Origin of the sequence: Nostoc sp. CHAB 5836 (assembly GCF_020829445.1) — a bacterium.
Taxonomy (GTDB): domain Bacteria; phylum Cyanobacteriota; class Cyanobacteriia; order Cyanobacteriales; family Nostocaceae; genus Nostoc.
The window spans coordinates 41,888-64,444 of the sequence record NZ_JAIVFV010000018.1 but is presented as its reverse complement, the minus strand read 5'-3'; the positions used below and the strand labels follow the sequence as shown (position 1 = coordinate 64,444).

Sequence of the window (22,557 nt, the reverse complement as noted above, 5' to 3'; positions counted from 1 at the left end):
AACTCTCCATCATTCAAACCGAATACAACCCGCAGAATGACACGCAAGGTGATTTCTTGCATCGACTCGCGGATATTAAAAGGTTTACCAATTTGCCATTGATGACTCACCTGTCGGGTTATTTCCCTTCTTTCTTCTAGAAACTTTGCGTTGCGCTGATTTTAATTTACGTTCAGCTTTACGTAAAAACTTTGGTGCAGCAATTCTTTCAATGTCAGAAGTAACAATAAAATCTATAAGCCCTACATCAATGCCAACAATATTATTGACATCAAAATCAGGCTTGATTGTTGGAACTATCTTAACCTATCTCAAACTAGCAAACTGCAAACTAGGTCTTCTCCTCAACTTTAACGTCCTCCACCTCAAAGAAGGCATTAAACGCGTAGCCAACAACCTCTAACTCCCCCTCTGCGAACCTCTGCGCTTCCCTTTGCGTTCCTTTGCGTTAAAAAAAAAATCCCCCACCTCCGATTCCAAAAGCAAGGGTTTTACTGAAACTACTTAACCGAAACAGCATCAACATCAATCGTGCTTCCAGTAGAGGTAGAACCCTCAGTAGTATTAGCTGCTTCAGCGCCCACATCACCCTTACGAGCTTTCCAACCTTCAATTACTAGCCCAGACACCTCACTAACTAGCAGGGTCAAAAGAAAAACATCATCAATCTGTCCCGCAACAGGTATAAAATCTGGGAGAATATCAAATGGGCTGACCAAATATACCAACGTTCCTAAAATTACCCACCAACGGTATTTGGGGTTACGAAGCACATTGCGATACCAAGCGTAAAGTGATTGAATTGAAAATTTCATATTTGCAACCTCCAGTTATCTTTTATTTTGACAAATTATCCTAAAAACTCCCGGTGCGAATAACCGCCCTAATTAGTCTGGAAGACGCGACAATTTACAATCTAGGTTAGCAGTCCCTTGACGAATTCCCAAAACCTCTCATCCGTAAGTATCCACAGCACAATTTACTACAGCCATAATCACACTATGCAGATTAAACTTAAGTAAAAGTCTTTCTTGTCAATGCCAAAGTAATTTTATGTTTGTTTTGTATCTAAAAACAAATATAAAATTATCTCAGCTGTAAAATATAGGTGTAGAGCCAGTAGTAGATTAAACCTCGGCAAAAGCAATCTCTAAAAATGCCAGGGTAATTTTATGCTTGTTTTGTGTCTAAGAAAAAACCAAGTTATCCCAGCTGTAAAATATGAGGGTGGAGCCAAAGGTGACTAGTATTGATAATTACACTTTCTCTTTTTCAGGAGAAGTAACAATCCCCCAAGCTCCTCCTGAATTCAAATCAGGTTTCATCGGCATTGTTGGTCGTCCTAATGTCGGTAAATCTACTTTAATGAATCAATTGGTAGGACAAAAAATAGCCATTACATCACCAGTAGCGCAAACAACACGTAACCGTTTGCGCGGTATATTGACTACACCAGAGGCGCAGTTAATATTTGTAGATACGCCAGGAATTCATAAGCCCCATCATCAATTGGGCGAAGTATTGGTGCAAAATGCCAAAATTGCCATTGAATCGGTAGATGTAGTGCTATTTGTAGTAGATGGAGCGGTGGCTTGTGGAGCAGGCGATCGCTATATTGCTGAATTGCTCAGTCGCAGCAAAACACCAGTGATTATGGGTATGAACAAAATCGACCAACAACCGATCGATTCTCAGTTTCTAGATCATAGTTACGCCGAGATGGCCAAGTCCCATGAATGGGAAATGGTGAAATTTTCTGCCCAGACTAGTGCCGGATTACCGCAACTTCAACAATTATTAATTGAACATTTAGAAACTGGGCCATTATATTATCCCCCAGATTTGGTAACTGATCAGCCAGAACGCTTTATTATGGGTGAATTAATCCGAGAACAAATTTTATTATTGACTCGTGAAGAAGTACCCCATTCAGTAGCGATCGCCATTGATTTAGTAGAAGAAACTCCCAGCATTACCCGTGTACTCGCTACCATCAATGTCGAACGGGATTCCCAAAAAGGCATACTCATAGGCAAAGGCGGAGCAATGCTCAAAGCAATTGGTAGTGAAGCCCGCGAACAAATCCAAAAGTTAATTGCTGGTAAAGTTTACCTAGAATTGTTTGTGAAAGTTCAACCAAAATGGCGACAGTCGCGTATCAGTTTGGCAGAGTTAGGCTATCGCGTGGAAGAATAAAAATGTCTTTAGATACTCGCCATCCCTTAAATTTACCCGCCAATGCTTTGCCATTGCGCGTGTTAATTGTCGAAGATGATCCGATGATGCAACTGGGATTAGAGCAATCGTTAATGGCTCATCCTCAGTTAGAAATTGTTGGACAAGCAGAAGATGGTTATTTGGGAGTCCAAGCCGCACTGCAACTGAAACCAGATTTGGTAGTTATGGATATTGGGTTACCGCGATTGGACGGTATTGCGGCGACACAACAAATTAAGGCGGCGCTACCAGCAACTCATGTGGTAATGCTGACATCTCATCAAACAGAGACAGAAATTATTGCTGCACTATCTAGCGGTGCAGATGCATATTGTATCAAAGGTGCAAGTGTGGAACGATTGTTAAGTGCGATCGCCGCCGCAGTTGATGGTGCAGCTTATCTCGATCCCCAAATTGCGCGGCGAGTGATTGACAATCTCAAACCGCCTGCACCTACCAACAACAATGCTAACTTATCTGGGCGTGAGTTAGAAGTGTTGAAACTCATGGTAGACGGGTTGAGTAACCCAGAGATTGCCGAAAAACTCTATCTCAGTCCCAACACCATCAAAACTCACGTCCGAGGGATTATGAATAAATTAGCAGTGGACGATCGCGTGCAAGCAGCAGTTGTCGCATTGCGTTCTGGGTTGGTTTGATACACAGAGTTTATTGAGCGTTTAGCTTAGTAAAACTTAATGCAAATGTCTTGAAAAATACAAATCATTCATGTAAAACGTGAGATATGAGCCGATAAAAGTTTCCCCTTTTTCACACAATCTCCCTGGGGAAGTTAGTTAACAGCATTTTTGGTGTGAGAAAATTCCAAAGAGTCCCGGCCATTAGGGAGAAGGTATTTGGCGAAAGTCTTTGAAAACACTATAAGTCTCAATTCTTAAGAATTGGGAGAGTTTGTTGTCAGCGATTTATAAATAACACAGTTATGTCCACAACTCTAGGAAGAAGCGAAAGCGGCAACCTGTGGGATCGTTTCTGTCAATGGATTGCTAGCACCGACAATCGGCTTTATATTGGCTGGTTCGGCGTTTTAATGATTCCTACCCTGTTAACCGCTACCATCTGTTTCATTATTGCCTTTATTGCTGCACCACCCGTTGATATTGACGGCATTCGGGAGCCAGTTTCTGGTTCTTTATTATACGGCAATAACATCATTACTGGTGCTGTTGTACCCACATCTAACGCCATTGGTTTGCACTTCTACCCAATTTGGGAAGCTGCTTCAATGGATGAATGGCTCTACAACGGCGGCCCTTATCAGCTCATTGTTTTACATTTCCTGATTGGAATCTTCTGCTGGCTCGGTCGGCAATGGGAGTTAAGCTATCGTTTGGGGATGCGTCCCTGGATTTGCGTTGCTTACTCTGCACCTGTAGCTGCTGCAACTTCGGTGTTCTTAATTTATCCAATTGGTCAAGGTAGTTTTTCTGACGGGATGCCTCTGGGCATTAGCGGCACTTTTAATTTCATGTTGGTATTCCAAGCCGAGCATAACATCCTCATGCACCCATTCCATGAATTAGGTGTAGCTGCGGTGTTCGGTGGTGCTTTGTTCGCAGCAATGCACGGTTCTTTGGTGTCTTCTTCTCTAATCAGAGAGACAACTGAAGCTGAATCAGTAAACTATGGGTACAAGTTTGGTCAAGAACAAGAAACCTATAGCATCGTAGCGGCTCACGGTTACTTTGGGCGGTTAATCTGGCAATATGCCAGCTTTAACAACTCGCGTTCCTTGCACTTTTTCTTAGCAGCTTGGCCTGTAGTTGGTATCTGGTTGACGGCATTGGGCATCAGCACGATGGCGTTTAACCTCAACGGGTTCAACTTTAACCAATCAATTCTGGACTCCAAAGGTCATGTAATTAATACATGGGCAGATGTGCTAAACCGCGCCAATTTGGGTATAGAAGTAATGCATGAGCGCAATGCTCACAACTTCCCTCTGGATTTAGCGGCTGGTGAGGCAGTACCTGTAGCAACGATCGCCGGTTAATTGTAAGTTAAAATAGACATCTACGAAAAAGAGACGTAGCACTGCTACGTCTCTACAAGGGTTCTGGGTAACGCATATTTAATTTCTACCAGATGTCTAATTCACCGCGCCCTCTCTGGAGGGCGCTTTTTTTATGAAGCTAATAAAATCTTCAAAAAATATCTGGTGTATTTGGGTACATTTACTAAATTGTTACTCATTTATACTAGTAAATGCACTAGAGATAGGAGGAATGTAGAGACGTAGCACTGCTACGTCTCTACAAGGGTTATGGGTAACGGATATTTAATTTCACCAGATGTATATTGGTATAAATAAAAATAATTATCAAAACTGTGAGTAGTGAGTAAACTAACTACTGACGGTATCTCCAGAGTTAACATTCATTAGACCTGTTTCCACTGACTACAAATCTCAGATTTTAGTTTTCGTCTCAATTCAATATAAGATCTAAAACTTAAAATCCAAAATCAACATGACAGACCTAACTCCGAATTCTAGTTTTAGTTTGACACTGCGCTTGCAGATTCCCAATCGTGTAGGGATGTTAGCGTCAGTAACCCAAGCGATCGCAACCTGTGGTGGTAATCTTGGTCAAATTGATTTAATCGAGCAAACCCGCAAAGAGTCCACCCGCGATCTAACTGTGGATGCTGCTAGTACCGAACACGCTGAAACCATTGTGCAAGCAGTGAAAGCATTGCCAGACATCAACTTACTCAGTGTCCACGATCGCACCTTTAATTTGCATCGCGGTGGCAAAATCAGCATTACCAGCAGAATTTCCCTGAAGAGTGTGTCTGATTTAGCAATGGCTTACACGCCCGGAGTCGGTCGAATTTGTACAGCGATCGCTCAAGACCCAGAGCAAGTTTACAACTTAACCATCAAACAAAACACTGTTGCCATTGTTACCGATGGTAGCGCCGTTTTGGGTTTGGGAAATCTCGGCCCAGCAGCAGCCCTACCAGTCATGGAAGGTAAAGCAATGCTATTCAAGGAATTTGCAGGGCTGGATGCTTTTCCCATCTGTCTCGCCACCCAAGATACAGAAGAAATTATCCAGACAGTTAAGAATATCGCTCCGGTATTTGGGGGTGTAAATTTAGAGGATATCGCTGCACCTCGCTGCTTTGAAATTGAAAAGAGATTACGCCAAGAATTAGATATCCCCGTTTTTCACGATGACCAGCACGGTACGGCAATTGTCACCTTGGCAGCGTTATTTAATTCCCTAAAGGTGGTACACAAGTCAATAGCGGAAATTAGGATCGTGATTAACGGTGCTGGGGCGGCTGGTGTAGCGATCGCTCGATTACTGAGGAAAGCTGGCGCAGAAAAAATCTGGATGTGTGACTCTAAAGGGATTATCTCTACCAGTCGCACCGACCTCACAGAAGAAAAACTCGAATTTGCCGTGAAAGCTCAAGGTACATTAGCGGGTGCAATGCAAGGAGCAGATGTCTTTATTGGCGTCAGCGCACCGGGAGTTTTGACACCAGAAATGGTACAATCGATGGCGAAAGATCCAATTGTCTTTGCAATGGCAAATCCCATTCCAGAGATTCAGCCAGAATTAATCAGTAAAGATGTTGCTGTCATCGCCACCGGTCGCAGTGATTACCCAAATCAGATCAATAACGTCCTTGCTTTTCCTGGAGTATTCCGTGGTGCTTTAGATTGTCGGGCACAGACAATTACCATCAAAATGTACCTGGAAGCCGCAAGTGCGATCGCTTCTTTAGTCAAGCCTTCAGACTTGGATCGAGAACATATTATTCCTTCAGTCTTTGATGAGCGCGTCGTCACTGCTGTTGCTGCTGCTGTGCAACGTGCAGCGCGTGAAGAAGGTATCGCTCGAAATTAATTAAAATAATGACTCTTGTGGGATGGGTGTCTCCCTCGTCCCACAGCATATCTTTGTATGCAGTCTCCGATAGTACAATACAGTTCAGTTAAGCATTTCTTTGTTCTCTTTCTTCTCTTTCTTTGCGTCCTTTGCGTCCTTTGCGGTTCGTTAAAAAAATTGACTTTGGCAAAGAGTTTTAGCCTTAACTGAACTGTATTGCATTATTAGCCAATACGGTTCACAAAAGGGCTGAAACTCTTTTTTTTACGAACCACAGAGGCGCAGAGAACACAGAGAGAAGAGAGAAGGAGGAAATGTTTAACCCAAGTGTATTGCATTATGAGCCATGATAGATTGAGCTGGCGAAAGAGTCGCCTCCCTTTGGTGATTGGATTATAAATAAAGCAGCATGATCCAAAACACCACTTTGTTAACTGTTTGCAATGAAGTATCAAGTTGGGGACGAGTTTTTACAAGAACTGCCACTAATTTTGGCGGGGCCAATTCTAAAACATACTGAACTCGACTCAGTGACAGTATGGGTGGCACTGAAACAGTCTTGTCAGGTAGAACTCAAAGTTTATGACACAACAAATGATGGTGAAACAGTAGGAAATTGCTCATTGGAGGGGGAACGCTGTACCGTTTCTCTAGGTAAATATCTTCATGTAGTTGCGATAACGGCTCGGTCTACGGAGGGGCATCGTTTAACTAATAATCGCATCTATGCATACGACCTCCAATTCACTTTCGCGAACCTATCCCCGCAAACGCTACAACAAGCATTATGCTCAAACTCATTTCCGACAGTCAGCATCAGCTACTTTGAGCATCAAAAACCAACCTTTGTTTTGCCGCCAAACCGTCTGCAAGATTTGCAAATTATCCATGCTTCCTGCCGTAAACCTCATGGTCATGGGTTTGATGCACTGCCGATTCTCGACAGTTTGATTGAAACGTCAGCGAATCAACCTCAACACCGTCCGCACCAACTATTCCTCACTGGAGATCAAATTTACGGCGATGATGTAGCAGATCCGTCGTTGTGGGTTGCCAGTACTCTTGGTGATACCCTCTTGGGCTGGGAAGAACAACTTCCGGTGAATGAATTGTACTGCACTCCCCAGCAGCTATCCCCTGGAGAGCGGGCTGAAATTGCGACAAATCAAGCTGGTTTGACCGCAGGATTACATCAGAAAGCTGAGAAAGTTAACAGTCATCTTTTCAGCCTGGGGGAGTATTACGCTACTTATTTACTAGCTTGGTCGCCAGTGTGCTGGCCGATCGCATTTCCCAAAGGACACCAAGTAACGCGCGATCGCCATGCGATCAAAAACTGGAATCGAGCAGTCCGGCATTTGCGACAATTCATTTATACCCTTTGGAAAGTGCGCCGCGCCCTTGCCAATATTCCCATGTACACCATCTTTGATGACCATGACGTTACTGATGACTGGAATTTGAACCAGGCTTGGTGTTTGCGAGTATTGGGGCGTCCCTTGGGGCGAAGAATAGTCCAAAATGCCTTGTTAGCTTACACGGTCTTTCAAGGGTGGGGAAATACACCAGAGCAATTTGCACAAGGTCAATCCGGTGAAAAGCTGTTAGCAGCTGCACAAGCTTGGTCAGCTTCCCAAGGGAGAGATGTCAAGGCTGATCAGGCGATCGCTCGTTATGTAGGTATGCCAGCCAAGGATCCCCACACAGGCTTACCTATTTTAGTCCGAGACGGTTCAGTATTCATTCTCGATCGACATCCCGAAGCACTGACTTGGAACTACATCGTCAGGAGCGATCGCCATGAAGTAATTGTGCTGGATACACGTACGAGAAGGGGTTATCCAGCCGATCAAAAACCAATCGCGCCGCCGATGCTGTTGTGTCCAAAAGCCTTCGAGCAACAACTACTTTTACCTTTACAAGAAATAGCTGAACAAACTCAGATTCAAACTACATTTGTGATTGCGCCCACCAATGTATTTGGACTACAAGTCATTGATTGGATTCACCATTGGAATTTACAACACGAGAAAGTTTTTTCAACGGATGTTGGAGATGCTTGGAACATTAATGTTGAAGCACTGGCGAAATTGCTAACCACCTTGTTTGAGGAACGTCAACAAGTAATTATTCTATCTGGAGATATCCACTACAGTTCTGTTGCTCGCTTGTCTTATGCACGCACCCATTCCAAATTACAGTCTGTCTTAGTGCAATTAACCGCTAGTGCATTGAAGAATGAAGAGATTTTAACGCGGCTTATTCATACACGATTGAAAGATTGGCTACTACCAGAAAAAGTGCGACATTGGATTGGTTGGATCAATCCACCCAATATGGTAGAAATTCCCGCGAAACAATTACACCATAATCGCCAGTTGCTGACTAACTCGGACTGGCATTGTGTACTGGAGTGGATACCTGGAAACAGTGTTCAGACTTACGCCTACACAGCAGATGTATTATCCTTGATAGCTCCCTGGAAACGAGCCGAAAATGCTAAATGGAAATGGTTACAACCCCTGATGTGGTGGAAATCTCGTTGGTTTCAGGACGGGCGAGAAGTAATTGGATTGAATAATTTAGGTCTGGTTCACTTTGATTTACTAGATGAAAGTAGTTCTGGCAAAGTTATTCAAGATTTGTACTGGTTTTCTTCTTGGTATCCAACCCAAGTTGTTTACAGCCGTTTTGAGAGTCAGTTAAGGCCTAATCAGTCATTGTTAGGGAATTTTAGATTTTAGATTAGGACTTACGCAAGTGTCACAAAAAATCAAAGCTTTTAGTTTGTAGTCGGGGCTTCAGCCCTGATTTTGAGGACTAAAGTCCTCTCTTCTCTACGAGAGGCTGCGCCAACGAGACGCACTCGCGTTGACTACAAACTCAAAATGTCAACTTAACGTGAAACGGGCGGTTAAAAACCAATACGGTTCATAAAAGGGCTGAAACTCTTTTTTTTACGAACCACAGAGGCGCAGAGAACACAGAGAGAAGAGAGAAGAGAGAAGGAGGAAATGCCTAACCCAAGTGTATTGGGTTAAAAACCGCGTCTACACAAACTCTCACCCACCGACCTGGGTTTCAAAACCTTGATTTGACCAAAGTCGGCGCAGGCGGACGAAAGCTTGTATAGCCGCGAATGACCTTCGCCAAGGCTTAAGTTGACACGTATGTACCTGTCTACATTCTTTTTCACTCCTATGTCTAATACACATAGAAGTGAAATTAAATATGCGTTACCCACAACCCTTGTAGAGACGTAGCACTGCTACGTCAAAACAATTCTTTTTCACTCCTATGTCTAATAATTATTCGGTCAAATCGTGTTTGATTCAGACAATTCCAACCAACTTTGCGCTTAGTTCCCACATCCGCTCGCCTTTTTCGTCATTACGAGCTTGAGGAGAGACTTTTTGAACAAAGGACTTACCATCTTTCTTCTGGCGATTTCCCCAACTCCAATAGACACCGGATTGATTATACTCAGGATCAGCAACCACCGCAGCCACGCGATCGCCTGCCAACTCCTGAGACACATATCCCCCAGTGATGTACTTCTGGAATAATGGGAAGATTTTCTGAAACAGGGGATAGTGGTTTCGGAATAGCGGCGTTTCTGCAACACATCCCGGATAGAGAGAATTGAAAACGATACCGGTTGACTCGTGATAGCGCTCATGCAGTTCGCGCATAGTCAGCACGTTGCAAACTTTACTGTCCTTGTAAGCCTTGACTGGTTCAAATTTTTTGCCATCAATCATCGAGATCGGCTCTTTAAAACCTTCTGCAAAGCCTTGTAAATCGCCCAAGTCAGGACGTGGTGGAATCTTTCCACCCAGTTCGTCTGGATTATGAGTAACTGTTCCTAAAATCACCAGCCTTGGCTGTAATGATGACTTCTTCAGATCCTCTAGCATCAAATTGCACAATAGGAAATGACCAAGATGATTGGTAGTGACAGTTAACTCGTAACCTTCTGGACTGCGTAACGGCTCCTTTATTAAGGGCATATAAATTGCAGCGTTGCACACCAAAGCGTCTAGAGACTTTCCACTAGCTCGGAAGTTCTTCACAAACTGTCGAACGCTTTCCAAGGAGCCAAGGTCAATATGTATACTGGTATAACTGTTGTAGGGGATTTCCACAGATTGGGCAGCTTTTTGTGCCTTCGCTAAATCCCGACAGGCCAACACCACATACCATCCTCTTTCAGCAAGAGCTTTTGCAGCATACAAACCTACCCCCGAAGAGGCGCCTGTAATTACAACCGTTGGCTTCTGATTTTGTTCCATTTTGTTTAGCCTCCATTGACTGTCTCTAGGATCTCACACCAGTGGACTATCATTTAAGTTGAGACCAATGAGCAGTGTCCCATTGGTGTTAACTTAACGTGAAACGGGCGGTTAGAAACCGACCTGGGTTTCAAAACCTTGATTTGACCTTAGTCCGCGTAGGCGGACTTTGTTTGTATAGCCGCGAATGACCTTCGCCAAGGCTTAAATTGACACCAATGAGCAGTGTCCGTGCCCCCTACACCTTGCGATATAATGTTGTACCGCATCTACATGGAAACCGCTATATTATTACTAACCTGAAAAGTATAAGTAAACTCGCTAACTCTTTAAGCATTCATACACTGTGGATGAGCTTCCGCAATTTGTCAAAAAAATCCTCCAAGACAAACCTCTTGCTTCCATTCAGTGGTTTGTGTTGTCTCAATCGTGGTTGGGCAAAACTTACGGTGAAATGGCAAAGGCATCAGGCTACGGCAACAATTACATCAAGGAAGTTGGCTCTGAGTTGTGGCAAGACCTTTCCGTAGCACTTGGAAAAAGGATAACGAAAAAAAATCTGCATTTAGCTTTGAAGAAACACCTAGAAGACGAAATAGGTAATCAGGAGAATCAGATCCAACAAAAGTTCAGCGAAGAATCTAGCTTAGAAATTGTTTCGCCAGACTTTTTTTCAGCAAGCCAGATAGAGTTTCCTAGCGGCCCTGTATCACTAGGTTCTCCTCTTTACATAAATCGCCGTCCCCTGGAAGAACTTGTTTGTAACGAGATTTTACACCCTGGTTGCTTAATCCGGATCAAAGCACCTAGAAAGACGGGAAAAAGTTCACTCCTCAACCGGATGATTGCTTATGCTAAAGAGCAAGGTTATCAAATTGCTTATTTAGACTTTCAAGAAGCTGACCAAGACGTTTTTGCTTCTCTGGATAAGTTTTTGCGTTGGTTTTGTGTCAATGTCAGCAGAGAGTTAAATCTCCATCCCTGTCTAGATGATTTTTGGGATACGGAAATGGGCAGCAAGGTAAGCTGCAAAATCTATTTTGAAGCCTATGTACTGCAATACATTCATAATAGTCCGGTAGTTTTGGCTTTGAATGAAGTCCATCGAGTTTTTGAACATCCCAATATTGCCCAAGACTTTCTGCCAATGCTGCGATTTTGGCATGAACAAGGAAAGCAAGATCAAATTTGGCAAAAACTGCGGATGGTGGTAGTTCACACAACAGAAATTTATATTCCGCTCAACCTCAACCAATCGCCTTTCAATGTCGGAATAACAATTACGCTACCACCATTTACTCTCAAGCAGGTACAGAATTTAGCATTACGTTACGGACTACATTGGGCCGCAAACTCCGAAGGGGCAAAACGCCTTGCACCCCTACAAGCAATGGTAGGAGGACATCCCTATTTGGTGAGCCTTGCGCTTTATCATCTATGTCAGGAGGAAATGACATTAGAGGTGTTACTAGAAACCGCATCTACACCAGTGGGAATTTACAGTCAGCATTTACGAGAACTGTTGACCCTACTCAAAAAAGAACCAGAATTAATGTCAGCGATGCAACAGGTAATTGCAACAGATGAAAAGGTGGAGTTAGACGCGATCGCTGCTTATAAGCTAGAAAGCATGGGTTTGGTTCAACTAGACGGCAATCAAGCTCACCCTATGTGTGAGTTATATCGCCTTTATTTTAGTCAACAGCGAGGATGAGCAAAATATTGCTAATGCTTCTAGTAGTTTATCAAGTTTAAATTGACGGGAAGCAAGTTGGTAGTAAGGACAAAGCGTCCTTATTTTCTCAGCACGCTTTGTGCTTACTACAAACCCTCAAAATTAGCTTAGACATTGTACTAAGTAAGTCGGCAAGAATAAACCAAACTATATTACGAAACGTAAATACACCTTAAACCCTTATAAATGAAGAAGGAAAAATGACAAATGACAGCCTTAGCCAGTTAGCTTTATTTGCGTCGCTCTACTTAGTGCTTGATTAAAAGAGAAACTAAGTACGTTGGTGCGAAAAAACTCAAGTATATTACGAAACGTAAATAAGCTTAAAACCCTTACTAATGACAAATGACGAATGACAAATGACAGCCTTAACCAGTTAACTTTAATTGCGCCGACCTACTTATTTAAAATATTCAAATGAACAATTATCGATACCAAGTTGGTGGTACTCTCACCAGTGACGCTCCTAGCTATGTTGAGCGCAGAGCGGATGTGGAACTTTATGAAGCCTTGAAGCAGGGAGAATTTTGCTACATCCTCAGCAGTAGGCAAATGGGCAAATCCTCACTGATGGTAAAAACAAAACATCGCTTCCAACAAGAGGGTTTTAGATGTGCCACCGTTGATATGACTAATATTGGTTGTGAAAATATAACTCCAGAGCAGTGGTATAAAGGAGTTGTAGGTGACCTATGGTTGAGTTTTAAACTGTTAGGAAAAGTCAATTTAAAAACTTGGTGGCAAGAACAAAATGATATTTCTTTGGTTCGGAAGCTCAGTCGGTTTATTTCGGAAATTCTTTTAGCTCAGTTTCCTAAGGAAAGACTATTTATTTTTATTGATGAAATTGATAGTATTCTTAACCTTGATTTCTCGGTTGATGACTTTTTTCAATTGATTCGCTTCTGTTATAACCAACGAGCAATTGATCCAGAGTATCATCGGATTACATTTGCAATTTTCGGTGTCGCTACACCTTCAGACTTAATTCTACATCGAAATCATACCACTCCGTTTAATGTTGGGAAAACCATACAAATAAATGGTTTCACTTTTGAAGAAGCTCAACCACTATCTTTAGGACTGGATATTAAAGATAATCATCCCCAAAAACTTTTAAAAGAAGTATTAGCTTGGACAGAAGGGCAACCATTTCTTACTCAAAAGCTGTGTCGGCTACTTGTCAGTTTATCTCAAGATGATGTGGGTAGAAAGCTAAAGATTCCCCCTGGTGCAGAAGAATTTTTAATAGAAAATGTAGTGCGATCGCACATCATCGAGAAATGGGAATCACAAGATGAACCGGAGCATTTGCGGACAATTCGCGATCGCATCCTCAGAAACGAACAAATTTCCGCCCGATTGCTAGCAATTTATCAACAAATTCTCCAAGGAGTGAAAGTACCAGCCGACGATAGTCGAGAACAAGTAGAACTGTTGCTCTCTGGTTTAGTGATCAAAAAGCAAGGTTTTCTCCAAATCAAAAACCGAATTTATCAAGAGGTTTTCAATTTAAAATGGATTGAAAAAAAATTAGCATACTTGTGCCCCTACTACGAAACCTTCAATGCATGGCTGGCCTCTAAGGAAAAGGATGAATCTCGCTTATTGCGCGGACAAGCTTTGATTGATGCCCAAATTTGGGCAAATGGCAAAAGCTTGAACAACTTAGATTATCGCTTTTTAGCCGCTAGTGAAGAATTAGATCGGCGAGAAGTGCAGCAATTATTAGAGGCTGAACGTGCTAAAGAAGTCGAAGCACGACTTGCACAACAACAACAAAGCCTGGCTCAACAAAAGAAAACTGCCATAATACTGACACTTTTGCTCGTGGGTATGACCGTCAAGTTGATGATTTCTATAGTGTGGGAACTGTCACTTTTACGAAAGATTGATGCTTTAGAATCACAGCTAAAATGTAGTTTATTTTTTGTAAATCAAAAAAACTGAACCAATGGGCCCAAAGTTTTCTACATAAGTTTTCTGGTTATAATACAATCCTGGAGACATACCTCCATCAAATAAAATCCCTTCTTGAATCTTACCTAAACAGTTATTGCTAGCAATGCCTTCTAGGACATTATCAAACATTTCTGGCAGTAACTCTTGATTAACTTGAGATAATTCAATATCTGAGTTAGCTTTCAAGTCATTAACTAATAAAATTACATAGCCTTGATTAGTGATAGCTGCCAGAGAGCGATTCTTAGCATTTTTACAAGCAAATTCTCCCAAATCTTGACAAATATCTTTAAACTTACCCTGACGATAGAATCTACCATTACCGCCGACTAAATTGTAATTGAGAATATCACTTTTTCTTCTGCCAGCTTGGATAGTAGCCTGTCGCTGCTTGGATGTACCTCCTGATATCCCAAAGGAAGAACGCTTATTCTTAAATGCTCCGGAATACTCTACGCCACGAGAAACATTTAACCCTTGTGGTTTATGATCAGTATCTATATAGTCGGCATTAATTGCAGCAATGGGTAGGTGTCCGTTTAATTTGGCATTTTCATCGCCGATGAGTTCATGAAACTGTTTTGGTACATATTCTTTACGCAGTTTCCCCCTAGCATCTTTGGCGTAGAGTTTATGAGAGAGACCAACATTAACTTTGAAATCTAATTCTGCTGATTTGGGATTAAAAATAATCACATTGTTAATACCTCTTTGATTTTTTTTACCTTGATTGTTGGCTTTAAAAAAATCAATACTGAACTTGGCATCTTTGCCAGGGCAAGTTTTAGATGCTTTTGAGACTGAATTTGCTTCAATCTGTTGACAACCTGATAATAAGCTTGCTGCAATTATCAAGATAAAAAACAAAAATAATTTTTTTGTGGACATATACAAAAAACCGCTACAGAATTACTATAGCGGGGAATAATTTAAAATTTCAGTCTGGAGTTAATCTAAGTACGTTGGTGCAAAAAAGCTCAAGTATGTTACGAAACGTAAATAAGCTTCAAACCCTTACTAATGACAAATGACGAATGACAAGTGACAGCCTTAGCCAGTTAACTTTAATTGCGCCGACCTACTTACAAGCCAGAACTTAAGGGAACCATTCTAAAACAGCTTCTTCTTTGGTGTTAGTATTTCGAGATGGTGTCTCACGATTAAATTTCATTTGAATTGACCGGGTTTGTTCACCATCAGCAGCTACAGCCAAAATCGGATAATCAATTAAACCATCCTGGAAGGACATCTGGAAGCGGAATGTCCCATCTGGATTTAGCTTAATTGGACGCCCGCCAATGGTTACGGTAGCATCGGGTTCGGTTGCACCGTAGACTATCAATTCCGCATCAGCAATTAACCAGAACTGGCGCGGACGCACTGGTACGGCGGAAGCCGAGAAGCCAACACCTGACATTCCGACACCAGAAGCGGTTAAGCCAGACACGGTGGGAACTGCCCACATACCCACACCAGATGGGAAAATGTAGGAGCTAATGGCTTGCACTCCACCTGATACTTGGTGCTGGGAACCGAAAATAGAACCAGCAACCCGTAGCGCTTCGGCAGATTCCGCTAAACCAAATATTTGGTCGTAGATGGGGTTGCTGCCATTGACAACAGCATTGGCATTGGCGGTAGCTGCAATCTTCTTGGCAGGAGGAACTAGTTCGTATTGAGTCTTACCACGCAAATCTTCTTCAAAGTTGACAGTGATGAAGACATCCTCTATCCAGTCAGAAGGATAGACGGGGGGAATGTGTACTTTAGCAGAACGAGCTAGTACCAACCAGCGACCATCAGCAGTACGATAGCCGATATCGATCATATAATCGCGATCGCTAACTGGAACAGGTAGATACCATTCTCTAGCTAGTTCGTCAGCAGGATATTCTTGAATGCTGTGGGGGCTTTGGTATTCGATGTTGATATCGGTGACATCATAAATCCGTAGTGCCAGTTGTTGTCCCCCTTGCCGGCGCAGTTCCTCTTTGTGTTCATTGGGGACATCCCAGTAACTGTAAGCCCACTGAGGATCGCGCGGTAAAAGTACAATCCGGCTGTCACCATAGCCAGAGGGTAAATCTGCGAGTCCTTCATCAACATCAGCTAAAGATCCACCAGTACGATCTTCCTGACCTAATTCAAACTTTGCAGCTTCCACGGTTTCTTGTGCCTCCAATGAACGAGATGGACTGAGTAAAATTTTGCTACGCTGGACTTCTTGTATTGATGCCAGCAGTTGTGATTTACGCATTCTGCTATAGCGAGAGATGCTATATTCGCTAGCAACTTTGCGTAGTTGGCGTAAGGTCATCTCCTCTAGTGGCGGACGTTCTTTTGCCATTAATTTGGCCTCCAGTAGTTTAAGCGGTAAATGATTTCCCCTGGTTAAAGAATGCTATATAAAATCTCATCCATTCCAGATGAATTTTTTATCCTGACTCCTGGTTTTGCCCAGTTTTTAAGTTTTTTAATCTGTTTTTAAATTGAGGCAACTTCCTTTCAATTCCTTGGTTATGCAGAAATCAGCATTTCCTTGCGATCGGAGGAGTTCTATTTGTTAAGTCAATATTAACCACTAAGCATATGTAGGGATCAAGGGGTAACAACTAGGTTTTTTGCCTGTTTCACGAATTTATCAGCCCTTCCGGGATCATAATGTCATGTTTTCATAACATTTTTAGCTAGTTGGATGTTAAAAATAGTCATAATGTCAATTTTTCATGACATTGGGTTCGATCTTTGGGAGAGGGGAGGCATAATTCTAGTTCCCCGAATCCCAAACATGGGATTCGGGGTTAGGGGATGAGGGCTATCAAGAGACAAAAGTCAGTAACATCCGACCCCGCTTGCGAGGAGGAGGCTATGATGTACCTCATGTGATTGATTAGGAAACCTTATATGTCTAACCTACCACCACTAAATACAGAAACAATTTGGGCAATTCTTGACGAGAAAATTGATGATGCCACAGTCAACCAGCTGCTATGGCATTATTTGGGCTACCGCTATGATTCCTCAACTGCACAATGGAACACTAGCCAAGTTGCACCAGAATGGCAGGATGAGTACCCAGAACCACCAAATTTCATTGAATCTCGCCCTGCAACAGTCAAGTTGACTCGTTCCATTCCTTCTGAAAATAAACAAATGCTAAAAGAAAAACTGGGTTTCAAAGGTTACAAAATTGGTGAATTTGGCCCTAGGCAAACTCGCAGGGCAACGGTAGCAAATTGGTTGTTAAGTTATCTGCAACTAACTAAGGGCAAAATTGAGTAATTGTATCAGCAGATATTTGGTTTAAATCTTCTATAGCGGTTCTCAATTGCATGGAATACAGACCTAACCCCTAGCCCCTTCCCTTCAAGGGAAGGGGAGTAAGATTCAAAGCCTCTCTCCTAAGAGGAGAGAGGTTTGGAGAGAGGTCAAAACTGTACTCCACCCAAGCGAGAACCGCTATATTTAACTCAATTCCGTGGGTTAAAGTCCCCCGGTTCAATAAATAGGTAAGTTTTGTGTTGGGGTTATATAGGACTAGTGTTTGATTTTTGAAATACACGTAGGGTGTGTTACGCTATCGCTAACACACCCTACATGACTACTGATATTTTTTCATAAATTAAATATGATTCCTATATTTCGACTACCTCTTCAATCTAGTAATATTAAGGACAAAATATGCATGATAGTAAATCTGTATATTAGTTAATTTTAAAATTCTATAAACATTCATAAATCACTAAAAGCACGGTTAAATTTTAGAAAATATTTGTGAATTACTCCTGAAGATAGAAGCACTCATTATCTAATTATTTCTCTAGAGCGATTTGCAAATTTAATTGAGCATCAGAAAATACTTATATCAGCCCTTGATATTACAAACACTTCTATGGCAAAGCCAATTGAATTTAATTTATTTGCACCTTACAACAAAGGAGCCGCACTAATTGGTTCTTTTTCTGATTGGCAAGAAATTCCAATGGAAAAGGGTGATGACGGTTATTTCCGCACAAGTGTTGAACTAGAAGACGGCGTTTATAATTATAAATTCCGTGTCCAGTCAAATTCATGGTTTTTTGAACCGGAACAATGGGTTGATGTCACAGACCCCTATGCCACTGATATCGATGAACTGAGTGGAAAAGATAATGGTGTTATCCACGTCAAAGATGGGCAAAGAATTACCGATACCTATGTTTGGCAACATGATGATAAACCTTTACCTGCTGACCACGAATTAGTAATTTATGAATTGCACGTTGGTGACTTTTCTGGTGGCGAGGATGACCCTTATGCACGAGGCAAGTACAAACACGTCATTGAAAAGTTAGATTACTTGTGTGAACTAGGAATCAACGCTATTGAATTGATGCCATTGAAAGAGTATCCTGGTGATTATAGCTGGGGTTACAATCCCCGTCACTTTTTTGCAACAGAATCTAGTTATGGTTCTACTGCTGAGTTGAAAAATTTGATTGATGAGTGCCATGCCAAAGGTATTCGTGTAATTATTGACGGTATTTATAACCATTCAGAAGCATCCAGTCCATTAACACAAATTGACCACGATTATTGGTATCATCACGAACCTCGTGATCCTGATAATAACTGGGGGCCTGAATTTAATTACGAACATTATGACGAAAAATTAGATATTTATCCAGCGCGGAAATTTATCGGTGATACAATCCGTTTTTGGATATCAGAATATCATCTTGATGGCATTCGCTATGATGCGGCACGACAAATTGCTAACTATGATTTCATGCACTGGATTGTTCAGGAAGCTAAAAAAACTGCTAGCATGAAGCCTTTTTACAACATTGCCGAACACATTCCTGAAACTACCAGCATTACTAATGTAGATGGGCCAATGGATGGTTGTTGGCATGACAGTTTCTATCACTGTATTTTAGAACATATCTGCGGCGATACATTTGATTTAGAGCGCCTCAAAGATGTCATTGACTGCAAGCGCCAAGGTTTCTTGGGTGCTACCAATGTGGTAAATTACCTCACCAACCATGACCATAACCATCTCATGGTTGAATTGGGAAACCGTGAGATTTTTGATGAAGAAGCCTTTAGACGAGCTAAATTAGGAGTAGCCATCCTAATGACTGCTGTTGGCGTACCTTTAATTTGGATGGGTGAAGAATTTGGCGAGTACAAACCTAAACAACCTGAATCAGCCAAAATTGATTGGACACTGTTAGGTAATGATTTAAATCGTGGTTTATTTGAATTTTACAAGGGCTTAAGCAACCTGCGTAAAAACAATCATGCTCTCTACACAGAAAATATTGATTTTATCCATGAGAATCCAGAGGCAAAAGTATTAGCTTATACTCGTTGGAATGATGAAGGTTCTCGTGTAGTTGTAATAGCAAATTTCTCAGAAAACTTCCTAGCTGGCTATCATCTTCCTAACTTTCCTAGCGGTGGTACATGGCACGAGTGGACAGCTAATTATGATGTTGAAGCAGGTGATGATGACATCATGATTGACTTGGGGCCATATGAAGCCAAAGTGTTTGTATGGCAGTAATTATATACACTACCACTGAGCCAGTAGTTCAATAGCAAAGAAAAAGGGGGAAAATATTCCCTCTTTATCAGTTATTTTATTTTTAAATTTTGAATTGTTAATACCTTACTGCATTACAGGATTATTGGATATTTGTCAAGTAAAAAATCAGATGAAAATATCATCGTTTTGTGTTAGACTTTCCATGTGGACTGTGTATATAAAATTGCCAGAGCATCTCGATGCAGAACAAATTATTTAATACTAATATCGACGACGTTAACATTGAGAACGATCGCATTTTATTAACTCCCAATGAAGTAAAATCCAGATTACCTTTAACACATTTAGCCGAACAGAGAGTTTTAGGATATAGGCAGGAAATAAAAGATATTCTGGATTTTCAGGATCGCAGAAAATTTATAGTAGTTGGGCCATGCTCAATCCATGATCCAAAAGCAGCGATAGAATATTCTGAGAGGTTGAAAATCTTGGCTGAAAAAGTCAAGGAGAACCTGCTACTAATTATGCGAGTGTACTTTGAAAAACCAAGAACAACCGTAGGCTGGAAAGGTTTAATTAATGATCCAGATATGGATGATTCTTTCCATGTAGAAAATGGTTTACTAATTGCACGGGAACTATTATTAAAAATTACAGAATTTGGATTACCTACTGGTACAGAAGCACTAGATCCAATCATACCTCAATACATTAGTGAACTGATTACATGGTCTGCCATTGGAGCGCGCACGACCGAATCACAAACTCACCGGGAAATGGCAAGTGGGCTTTCGATGCCTGTAGGTTTTAAAAACGGTACTGACGGCAATATTCAAGTAGCTTTGAATGCCCTACAATCAGCTACAAACCCGCATAATTTTCTGGGAATTAATCAAAAGGGACAGGTCAGCGTATTTCAAACTAAAGGTAATGCCTACGGTCACGTAATTTTAAGGGGTGGTAGTCAACCCAACTTTGATGCAGCAAATGTCAAACTTGTAGAAGATAAATTAAAACAGGCAAATTTGCCACCGAGAATTGTGATTGACTGTAGCCACGGTAATACCAATAAAGATTACAAATTACAAGGTGCTGTCTTAGAAAATATTATTCAGCAAATAGTGGATGGTAATACATCAATAGTTGGTATGATGCTGGAATCGCATTTGTATGAAGGTAGTCAATCAATTACTGGTAAACAAGAAGAATTAAAATATGGGGTTTCTGTAACTGATAAATGTATTGGCTGGGAAGAAACTGAAAAAATTATTTTGGCTGCTCACGAAAAACTTAAATAGTGTTTTAGTACAATGTCTAAGAGGATGTTTCAAAAGTTCTTAGTGATGTATCAAATCCTTTTAGAACCGCCTAAATCCTCCGATAAATTGGGGGACTTTGATCTTCCCCCTTTTTAAGGGGGGCTAGGGGGGATCTAAAATTGTCTCAAAGTCACAGTGAAATCAATACTGCTCGGTTAAGCCCAAAAACCTTAACCCGTGTAGGTTGGGTTGAGGAACGAAACCCAACATTTGGGGGGCTTTGTTGGGTTTCGCAGAGCCTCAACCCAACCTACGATTTTTCTTAACCGAGCAGTATTGACAGTGAAATACTTTTCAACAGTTATCAGTTATCAGTTATCAGTTAATTTTTCCGTTGGGAGTTAGAGTCCCCCATTTCTAAAAATGGCGTGTTTCGGTCGGGGATTTGACCCCGACCGAAACTGTGATATAGGACTAATATTTGATTTTTGAAATATACGTAGGGTGTGTAAGCCAAGCGTAACGCACCCACCATCTCAAGGTTTTGGTGCGTTACGGCTTACGCCTAACACACCCTACAAATACTAAAGTCACAGTGAAATACTTTTCAACTGTTCACTGATTTAAACAACCTCTAACGACTGAAGTCCTTACTACGAACTTGCTTACCCATGAATTGGCTTTGATAAAGAATTTGAATCCCAAATCTAAAATCCAAAATTGGTATAAGCTGACTGCAACTTACTCAAGAAATTCAGCATAGCTGAAACCACAGCATCCGGTGACTCAATCAAGAAGCCATGACCACCACGGTCTATGACTACAAGTTCGGCATTAGGAATAGCTTGAGCAAGTTGCTGGGAAAACTTTAGCGGGGTGAGAATATCTTGTTTACCAACTAAAACTAAGGTAGGACAATGAATTTGTTGGAGCCGGTCTGTTGTGTCACTGCCAAGGATGGCTCGGCTGTGATGATAAAGTGAATGAGTTGCAGGTGGGAAGGGATATTTGATGGCAAATTCGATTAGACCTTCGATCATTCCAGGAATCGAGTAGAATGCATCTGTAAATATCCAGGGCAATACGACTTTTTCATAAAGTTTCAGGTCTACATTAGTAGGAAGGTCGCCCCAAGTCTCGATGATGCTGTTGAATAATCCATCGCCCTTTGCCAAAGATGACAGTAGCATGAGACTTTGTACTTTTTCAGGGTGTGCTAACACTAGCTCTTGGGCTATCTGACTACCCATTGAATGACCGGCTAGATGTACGTGATTAATGCCGATGTGATCGAGCAATGCTGCAACGTCACTAGCCATCTGTTTCAGATTATAGGGACTTGTGGGAGCAGAACTTCTCCCCATACCTCGGTTATCCAAGCGAATTACTTGATACTGCGAAATCAGCGATGGTATGATCAGCGACCAATAGGCATGATCACAAAGGAAGCCAGCTATTAATAGTAAAGGCTCACCTGTTCCCTTAATGTCGTAGAACAAATTAATTCCGTTAATCTGAACCTTGGGCATAGTAAATAATTCTGCTAAACCTTATTTATAAGCCAATACGCTTGGGTTAAGGATTTTCTGGAGAACCATAGGCCTGTAGAGACGTTGCATTGCAACGTCTCTACACTGTCCAGTGGACAAGGGTTTTAGTCTTATCTGAACTGTATTGATAAGAACCCCACCCCGCC

At 41.6% G+C, this 22,557-nt stretch carries 16 protein-coding genes and 1 pseudogene; 11 read left to right on the top strand and 6 right to left on the bottom strand.

Annotation, left to right across the window (positions count from 1 at the left end):
* Nucleotides 1-84: 84 nt before the first annotated feature.
* Complete coding sequence (locus tag LC605_RS06090) at nucleotides 85-237, bottom strand: hypothetical protein (RefSeq protein WP_309143258.1); 153 nt, start codon at nucleotides 235-237, stop codon at nucleotides 85-87.
* Between the two features lie 61 nt (nucleotides 238-298).
* Here LC605_RS06090 and LC605_RS06085 point away from each other — a divergent pair.
* Nucleotides 299-403: pseudogene (locus LC605_RS06085) on the top strand (GxxExxY protein); the annotation flags it as partial.
* Nucleotides 404-500: 97 nt separating this feature from the next.
* Here LC605_RS06085 and LC605_RS06080 read toward each other — a convergent pair.
* Nucleotides 501-815 (bottom strand): YkvA family protein, encoded by a 315-nt coding sequence (locus LC605_RS06080; protein WP_229546663.1) that lies wholly within the window; start codon nucleotides 813-815, stop codon nucleotides 501-503.
* 406 nt (nucleotides 816-1,221) lie between these two features.
* Here LC605_RS06080 and era point away from each other — a divergent pair, with 406 nt between their 5' ends.
* The 5 genes from era to LC605_RS06055 all read left to right on the top strand — a co-directional run bounded on the left by era (nucleotide 1,222) and on the right by LC605_RS06055 (nucleotide 8,824).
* Entirely contained in the window at nucleotides 1,222-2,196 is a 975-nt protein-coding gene (gene era, locus LC605_RS06075; protein ID WP_229546662.1) for a GTPase Era, read from the top strand.
* A gap of 2 nt (nucleotides 2,197-2,198) precedes the next feature.
* Nucleotides 2,199-2,876, top strand: a complete 678-nt coding sequence (locus tag LC605_RS06070) for a response regulator transcription factor (RefSeq protein ID WP_229546661.1) — start codon at nucleotides 2,199-2,201, stop codon at nucleotides 2,874-2,876.
* A gap of 284 nt (nucleotides 2,877-3,160) precedes the next feature.
* Nucleotides 3,161-4,231, top strand: a complete 1,071-nt coding sequence (gene psbA / locus LC605_RS06065) for a photosystem II q(b) protein (RefSeq protein WP_229546660.1) — start codon at nucleotides 3,161-3,163, stop codon at nucleotides 4,229-4,231.
* Between the two features lie 475 nt (nucleotides 4,232-4,706).
* Nucleotides 4,707-6,098 (top strand): malic enzyme-like NAD(P)-binding protein, encoded by a 1,392-nt coding sequence (locus tag LC605_RS06060; protein WP_229546659.1) that lies wholly within the window; start codon nucleotides 4,707-4,709, stop codon nucleotides 6,096-6,098.
* A 425-nt stretch (nucleotides 6,099-6,523) separates the two neighbouring features.
* Nucleotides 6,524-8,824, top strand: coding sequence for a PhoD-like phosphatase (locus LC605_RS06055; RefSeq protein ID WP_229546658.1), 2,301 nt, complete (start codon nucleotides 6,524-6,526; stop codon nucleotides 8,822-8,824).
* A gap of 588 nt (nucleotides 8,825-9,412) precedes the next feature.
* On the opposite strand, the gene LC605_RS06050 is transcribed toward LC605_RS06055, so the two are convergent.
* Nucleotides 9,413-10,372: a protochlorophyllide reductase gene (locus tag LC605_RS06050; RefSeq protein ID WP_229546657.1), complete on the bottom strand. Its 960-nt coding sequence runs from the start codon at nucleotides 10,370-10,372 to the stop codon at nucleotides 9,413-9,415.
* A gap of 346 nt (nucleotides 10,373-10,718) precedes the next feature.
* Between LC605_RS06050 and LC605_RS06045 the strand changes: the two genes are divergently transcribed.
* Both LC605_RS06045 and LC605_RS06040 read left to right on the top strand, forming a co-directional pair.
* Nucleotides 10,719-12,086, top strand: coding sequence for an AAA-like domain-containing protein (locus LC605_RS06045; protein WP_229546656.1), 1,368 nt, complete (start codon nucleotides 10,719-10,721; stop codon nucleotides 12,084-12,086).
* A 438-nt stretch (nucleotides 12,087-12,524) separates the two neighbouring features.
* Nucleotides 12,525-14,057, top strand: coding sequence for an AAA-like domain-containing protein (locus LC605_RS06040; protein ID WP_229546655.1), 1,533 nt, complete (start codon nucleotides 12,525-12,527; stop codon nucleotides 14,055-14,057).
* Here the strand turns inward: LC605_RS06040 and LC605_RS06035 are convergent.
* Both LC605_RS06035 and LC605_RS06030 read right to left on the bottom strand, forming a co-directional pair.
* A complete protein-coding gene (locus LC605_RS06035) occupies nucleotides 14,031-14,957 on the bottom strand; it encodes a phosphodiester glycosidase family protein (RefSeq protein WP_229546654.1) in 927 nt (308 codons plus the stop codon). The genes LC605_RS06040 and LC605_RS06035 overlap by 27 nt on opposite strands.
* 208 nt (nucleotides 14,958-15,165) lie before the next feature.
* The gene (locus LC605_RS06030) at nucleotides 15,166-16,416 is read right to left on the bottom strand and encodes a DUF4912 domain-containing protein (RefSeq protein ID WP_229546653.1); all 1,251 of its coding nucleotides are present in this window, start codon (nucleotides 16,414-16,416) and stop codon (nucleotides 15,166-15,168) included.
* Nucleotides 16,417-16,973: 557 nt separating this feature from the next.
* On the opposite strand from LC605_RS06030, the gene LC605_RS06025 reads away from it, so the two are divergent.
* The 3 genes from LC605_RS06025 to LC605_RS06015 all read left to right on the top strand — a co-directional run bounded on the left by LC605_RS06025 (nucleotide 16,974) and on the right by LC605_RS06015 (nucleotide 20,900).
* Complete coding sequence (locus tag LC605_RS06025; protein WP_229546652.1) at nucleotides 16,974-17,351, top strand: DUF1823 family protein; 378 nt, start codon at nucleotides 16,974-16,976, stop codon at nucleotides 17,349-17,351.
* 610 nt (nucleotides 17,352-17,961) lie between these two features.
* Nucleotides 17,962-19,620: an alpha-amylase family glycosyl hydrolase gene (locus LC605_RS06020; RefSeq protein ID WP_229546651.1), complete on the top strand. Its 1,659-nt coding sequence runs from the start codon at nucleotides 17,962-17,964 to the stop codon at nucleotides 19,618-19,620.
* Nucleotides 19,621-19,841: 221 nt separating this feature from the next.
* The gene (locus tag LC605_RS06015) at nucleotides 19,842-20,900 is read left to right on the top strand and encodes a 3-deoxy-7-phosphoheptulonate synthase (protein WP_229546650.1); all 1,059 of its coding nucleotides are present in this window, start codon (nucleotides 19,842-19,844) and stop codon (nucleotides 20,898-20,900) included.
* A gap of 668 nt (nucleotides 20,901-21,568) precedes the next feature.
* Here the strand turns inward: LC605_RS06015 and LC605_RS06010 are convergent.
* The gene (locus LC605_RS06010; protein WP_229546649.1) at nucleotides 21,569-22,390 is read right to left on the bottom strand and encodes an alpha/beta fold hydrolase; all 822 of its coding nucleotides are present in this window, start codon (nucleotides 22,388-22,390) and stop codon (nucleotides 21,569-21,571) included.
* Between the last annotated feature and the right edge of the window lie 167 nt (nucleotides 22,391-22,557).

What these genes read in the sequence shown, in the direction of transcription:
- LC605_RS06080 (WP_229546663.1), bottom strand. Translation starts at nt 815, where the DNA reads ATGAAATTTTCAATTCAATCACTTTACGCTTGGTATCGCAATGTGCTT.
- era (WP_229546662.1), top strand. Translation starts at nt 1,222, where the DNA reads ATGAGGGTGGAGCCAAAGGTGACTAGTATTGATAATTACACTTTCTCT.
- LC605_RS06070 (WP_229546661.1), top strand. Translation starts at nt 2,199, where the DNA reads ATGTCTTTAGATACTCGCCATCCCTTAAATTTACCCGCCAATGCTTTG.
- psbA (WP_229546660.1), top strand. Translation starts at nt 3,161, where the DNA reads ATGTCCACAACTCTAGGAAGAAGCGAAAGCGGCAACCTGTGGGATCGT.
- LC605_RS06060 (WP_229546659.1), top strand. Translation starts at nt 4,707, where the DNA reads ATGACAGACCTAACTCCGAATTCTAGTTTTAGTTTGACACTGCGCTTG.
- LC605_RS06055 (WP_229546658.1), top strand. Translation starts at nt 6,524, where the DNA reads ATGAAGTATCAAGTTGGGGACGAGTTTTTACAAGAACTGCCACTAATT.
- LC605_RS06050 (WP_229546657.1), bottom strand. Translation starts at nt 10,372, where the DNA reads ATGGAACAAAATCAGAAGCCAACGGTTGTAATTACAGGCGCCTCTTCG.
- LC605_RS06040 (WP_229546655.1), top strand. Translation starts at nt 12,525, where the DNA reads ATGAACAATTATCGATACCAAGTTGGTGGTACTCTCACCAGTGACGCT.
- LC605_RS06035 (WP_229546654.1), bottom strand. Translation starts at nt 14,957, where the DNA reads ATGTCCACAAAAAAATTATTTTTGTTTTTTATCTTGATAATTGCAGCA.
- LC605_RS06030 (WP_229546653.1), bottom strand. Translation starts at nt 16,416, where the DNA reads ATGGCAAAAGAACGTCCGCCACTAGAGGAGATGACCTTACGCCAACTA.
- LC605_RS06025 (WP_229546652.1), top strand. Translation starts at nt 16,974, where the DNA reads ATGTCTAACCTACCACCACTAAATACAGAAACAATTTGGGCAATTCTT.
- LC605_RS06020 (WP_229546651.1), top strand. Translation starts at nt 17,962, where the DNA reads ATGGCAAAGCCAATTGAATTTAATTTATTTGCACCTTACAACAAAGGA.
- LC605_RS06015 (WP_229546650.1), top strand. Translation starts at nt 19,842, where the DNA reads ATGCAGAACAAATTATTTAATACTAATATCGACGACGTTAACATTGAG.
- LC605_RS06010 (WP_229546649.1), bottom strand. Translation starts at nt 22,390, where the DNA reads ATGCCCAAGGTTCAGATTAACGGAATTAATTTGTTCTACGACATTAAG.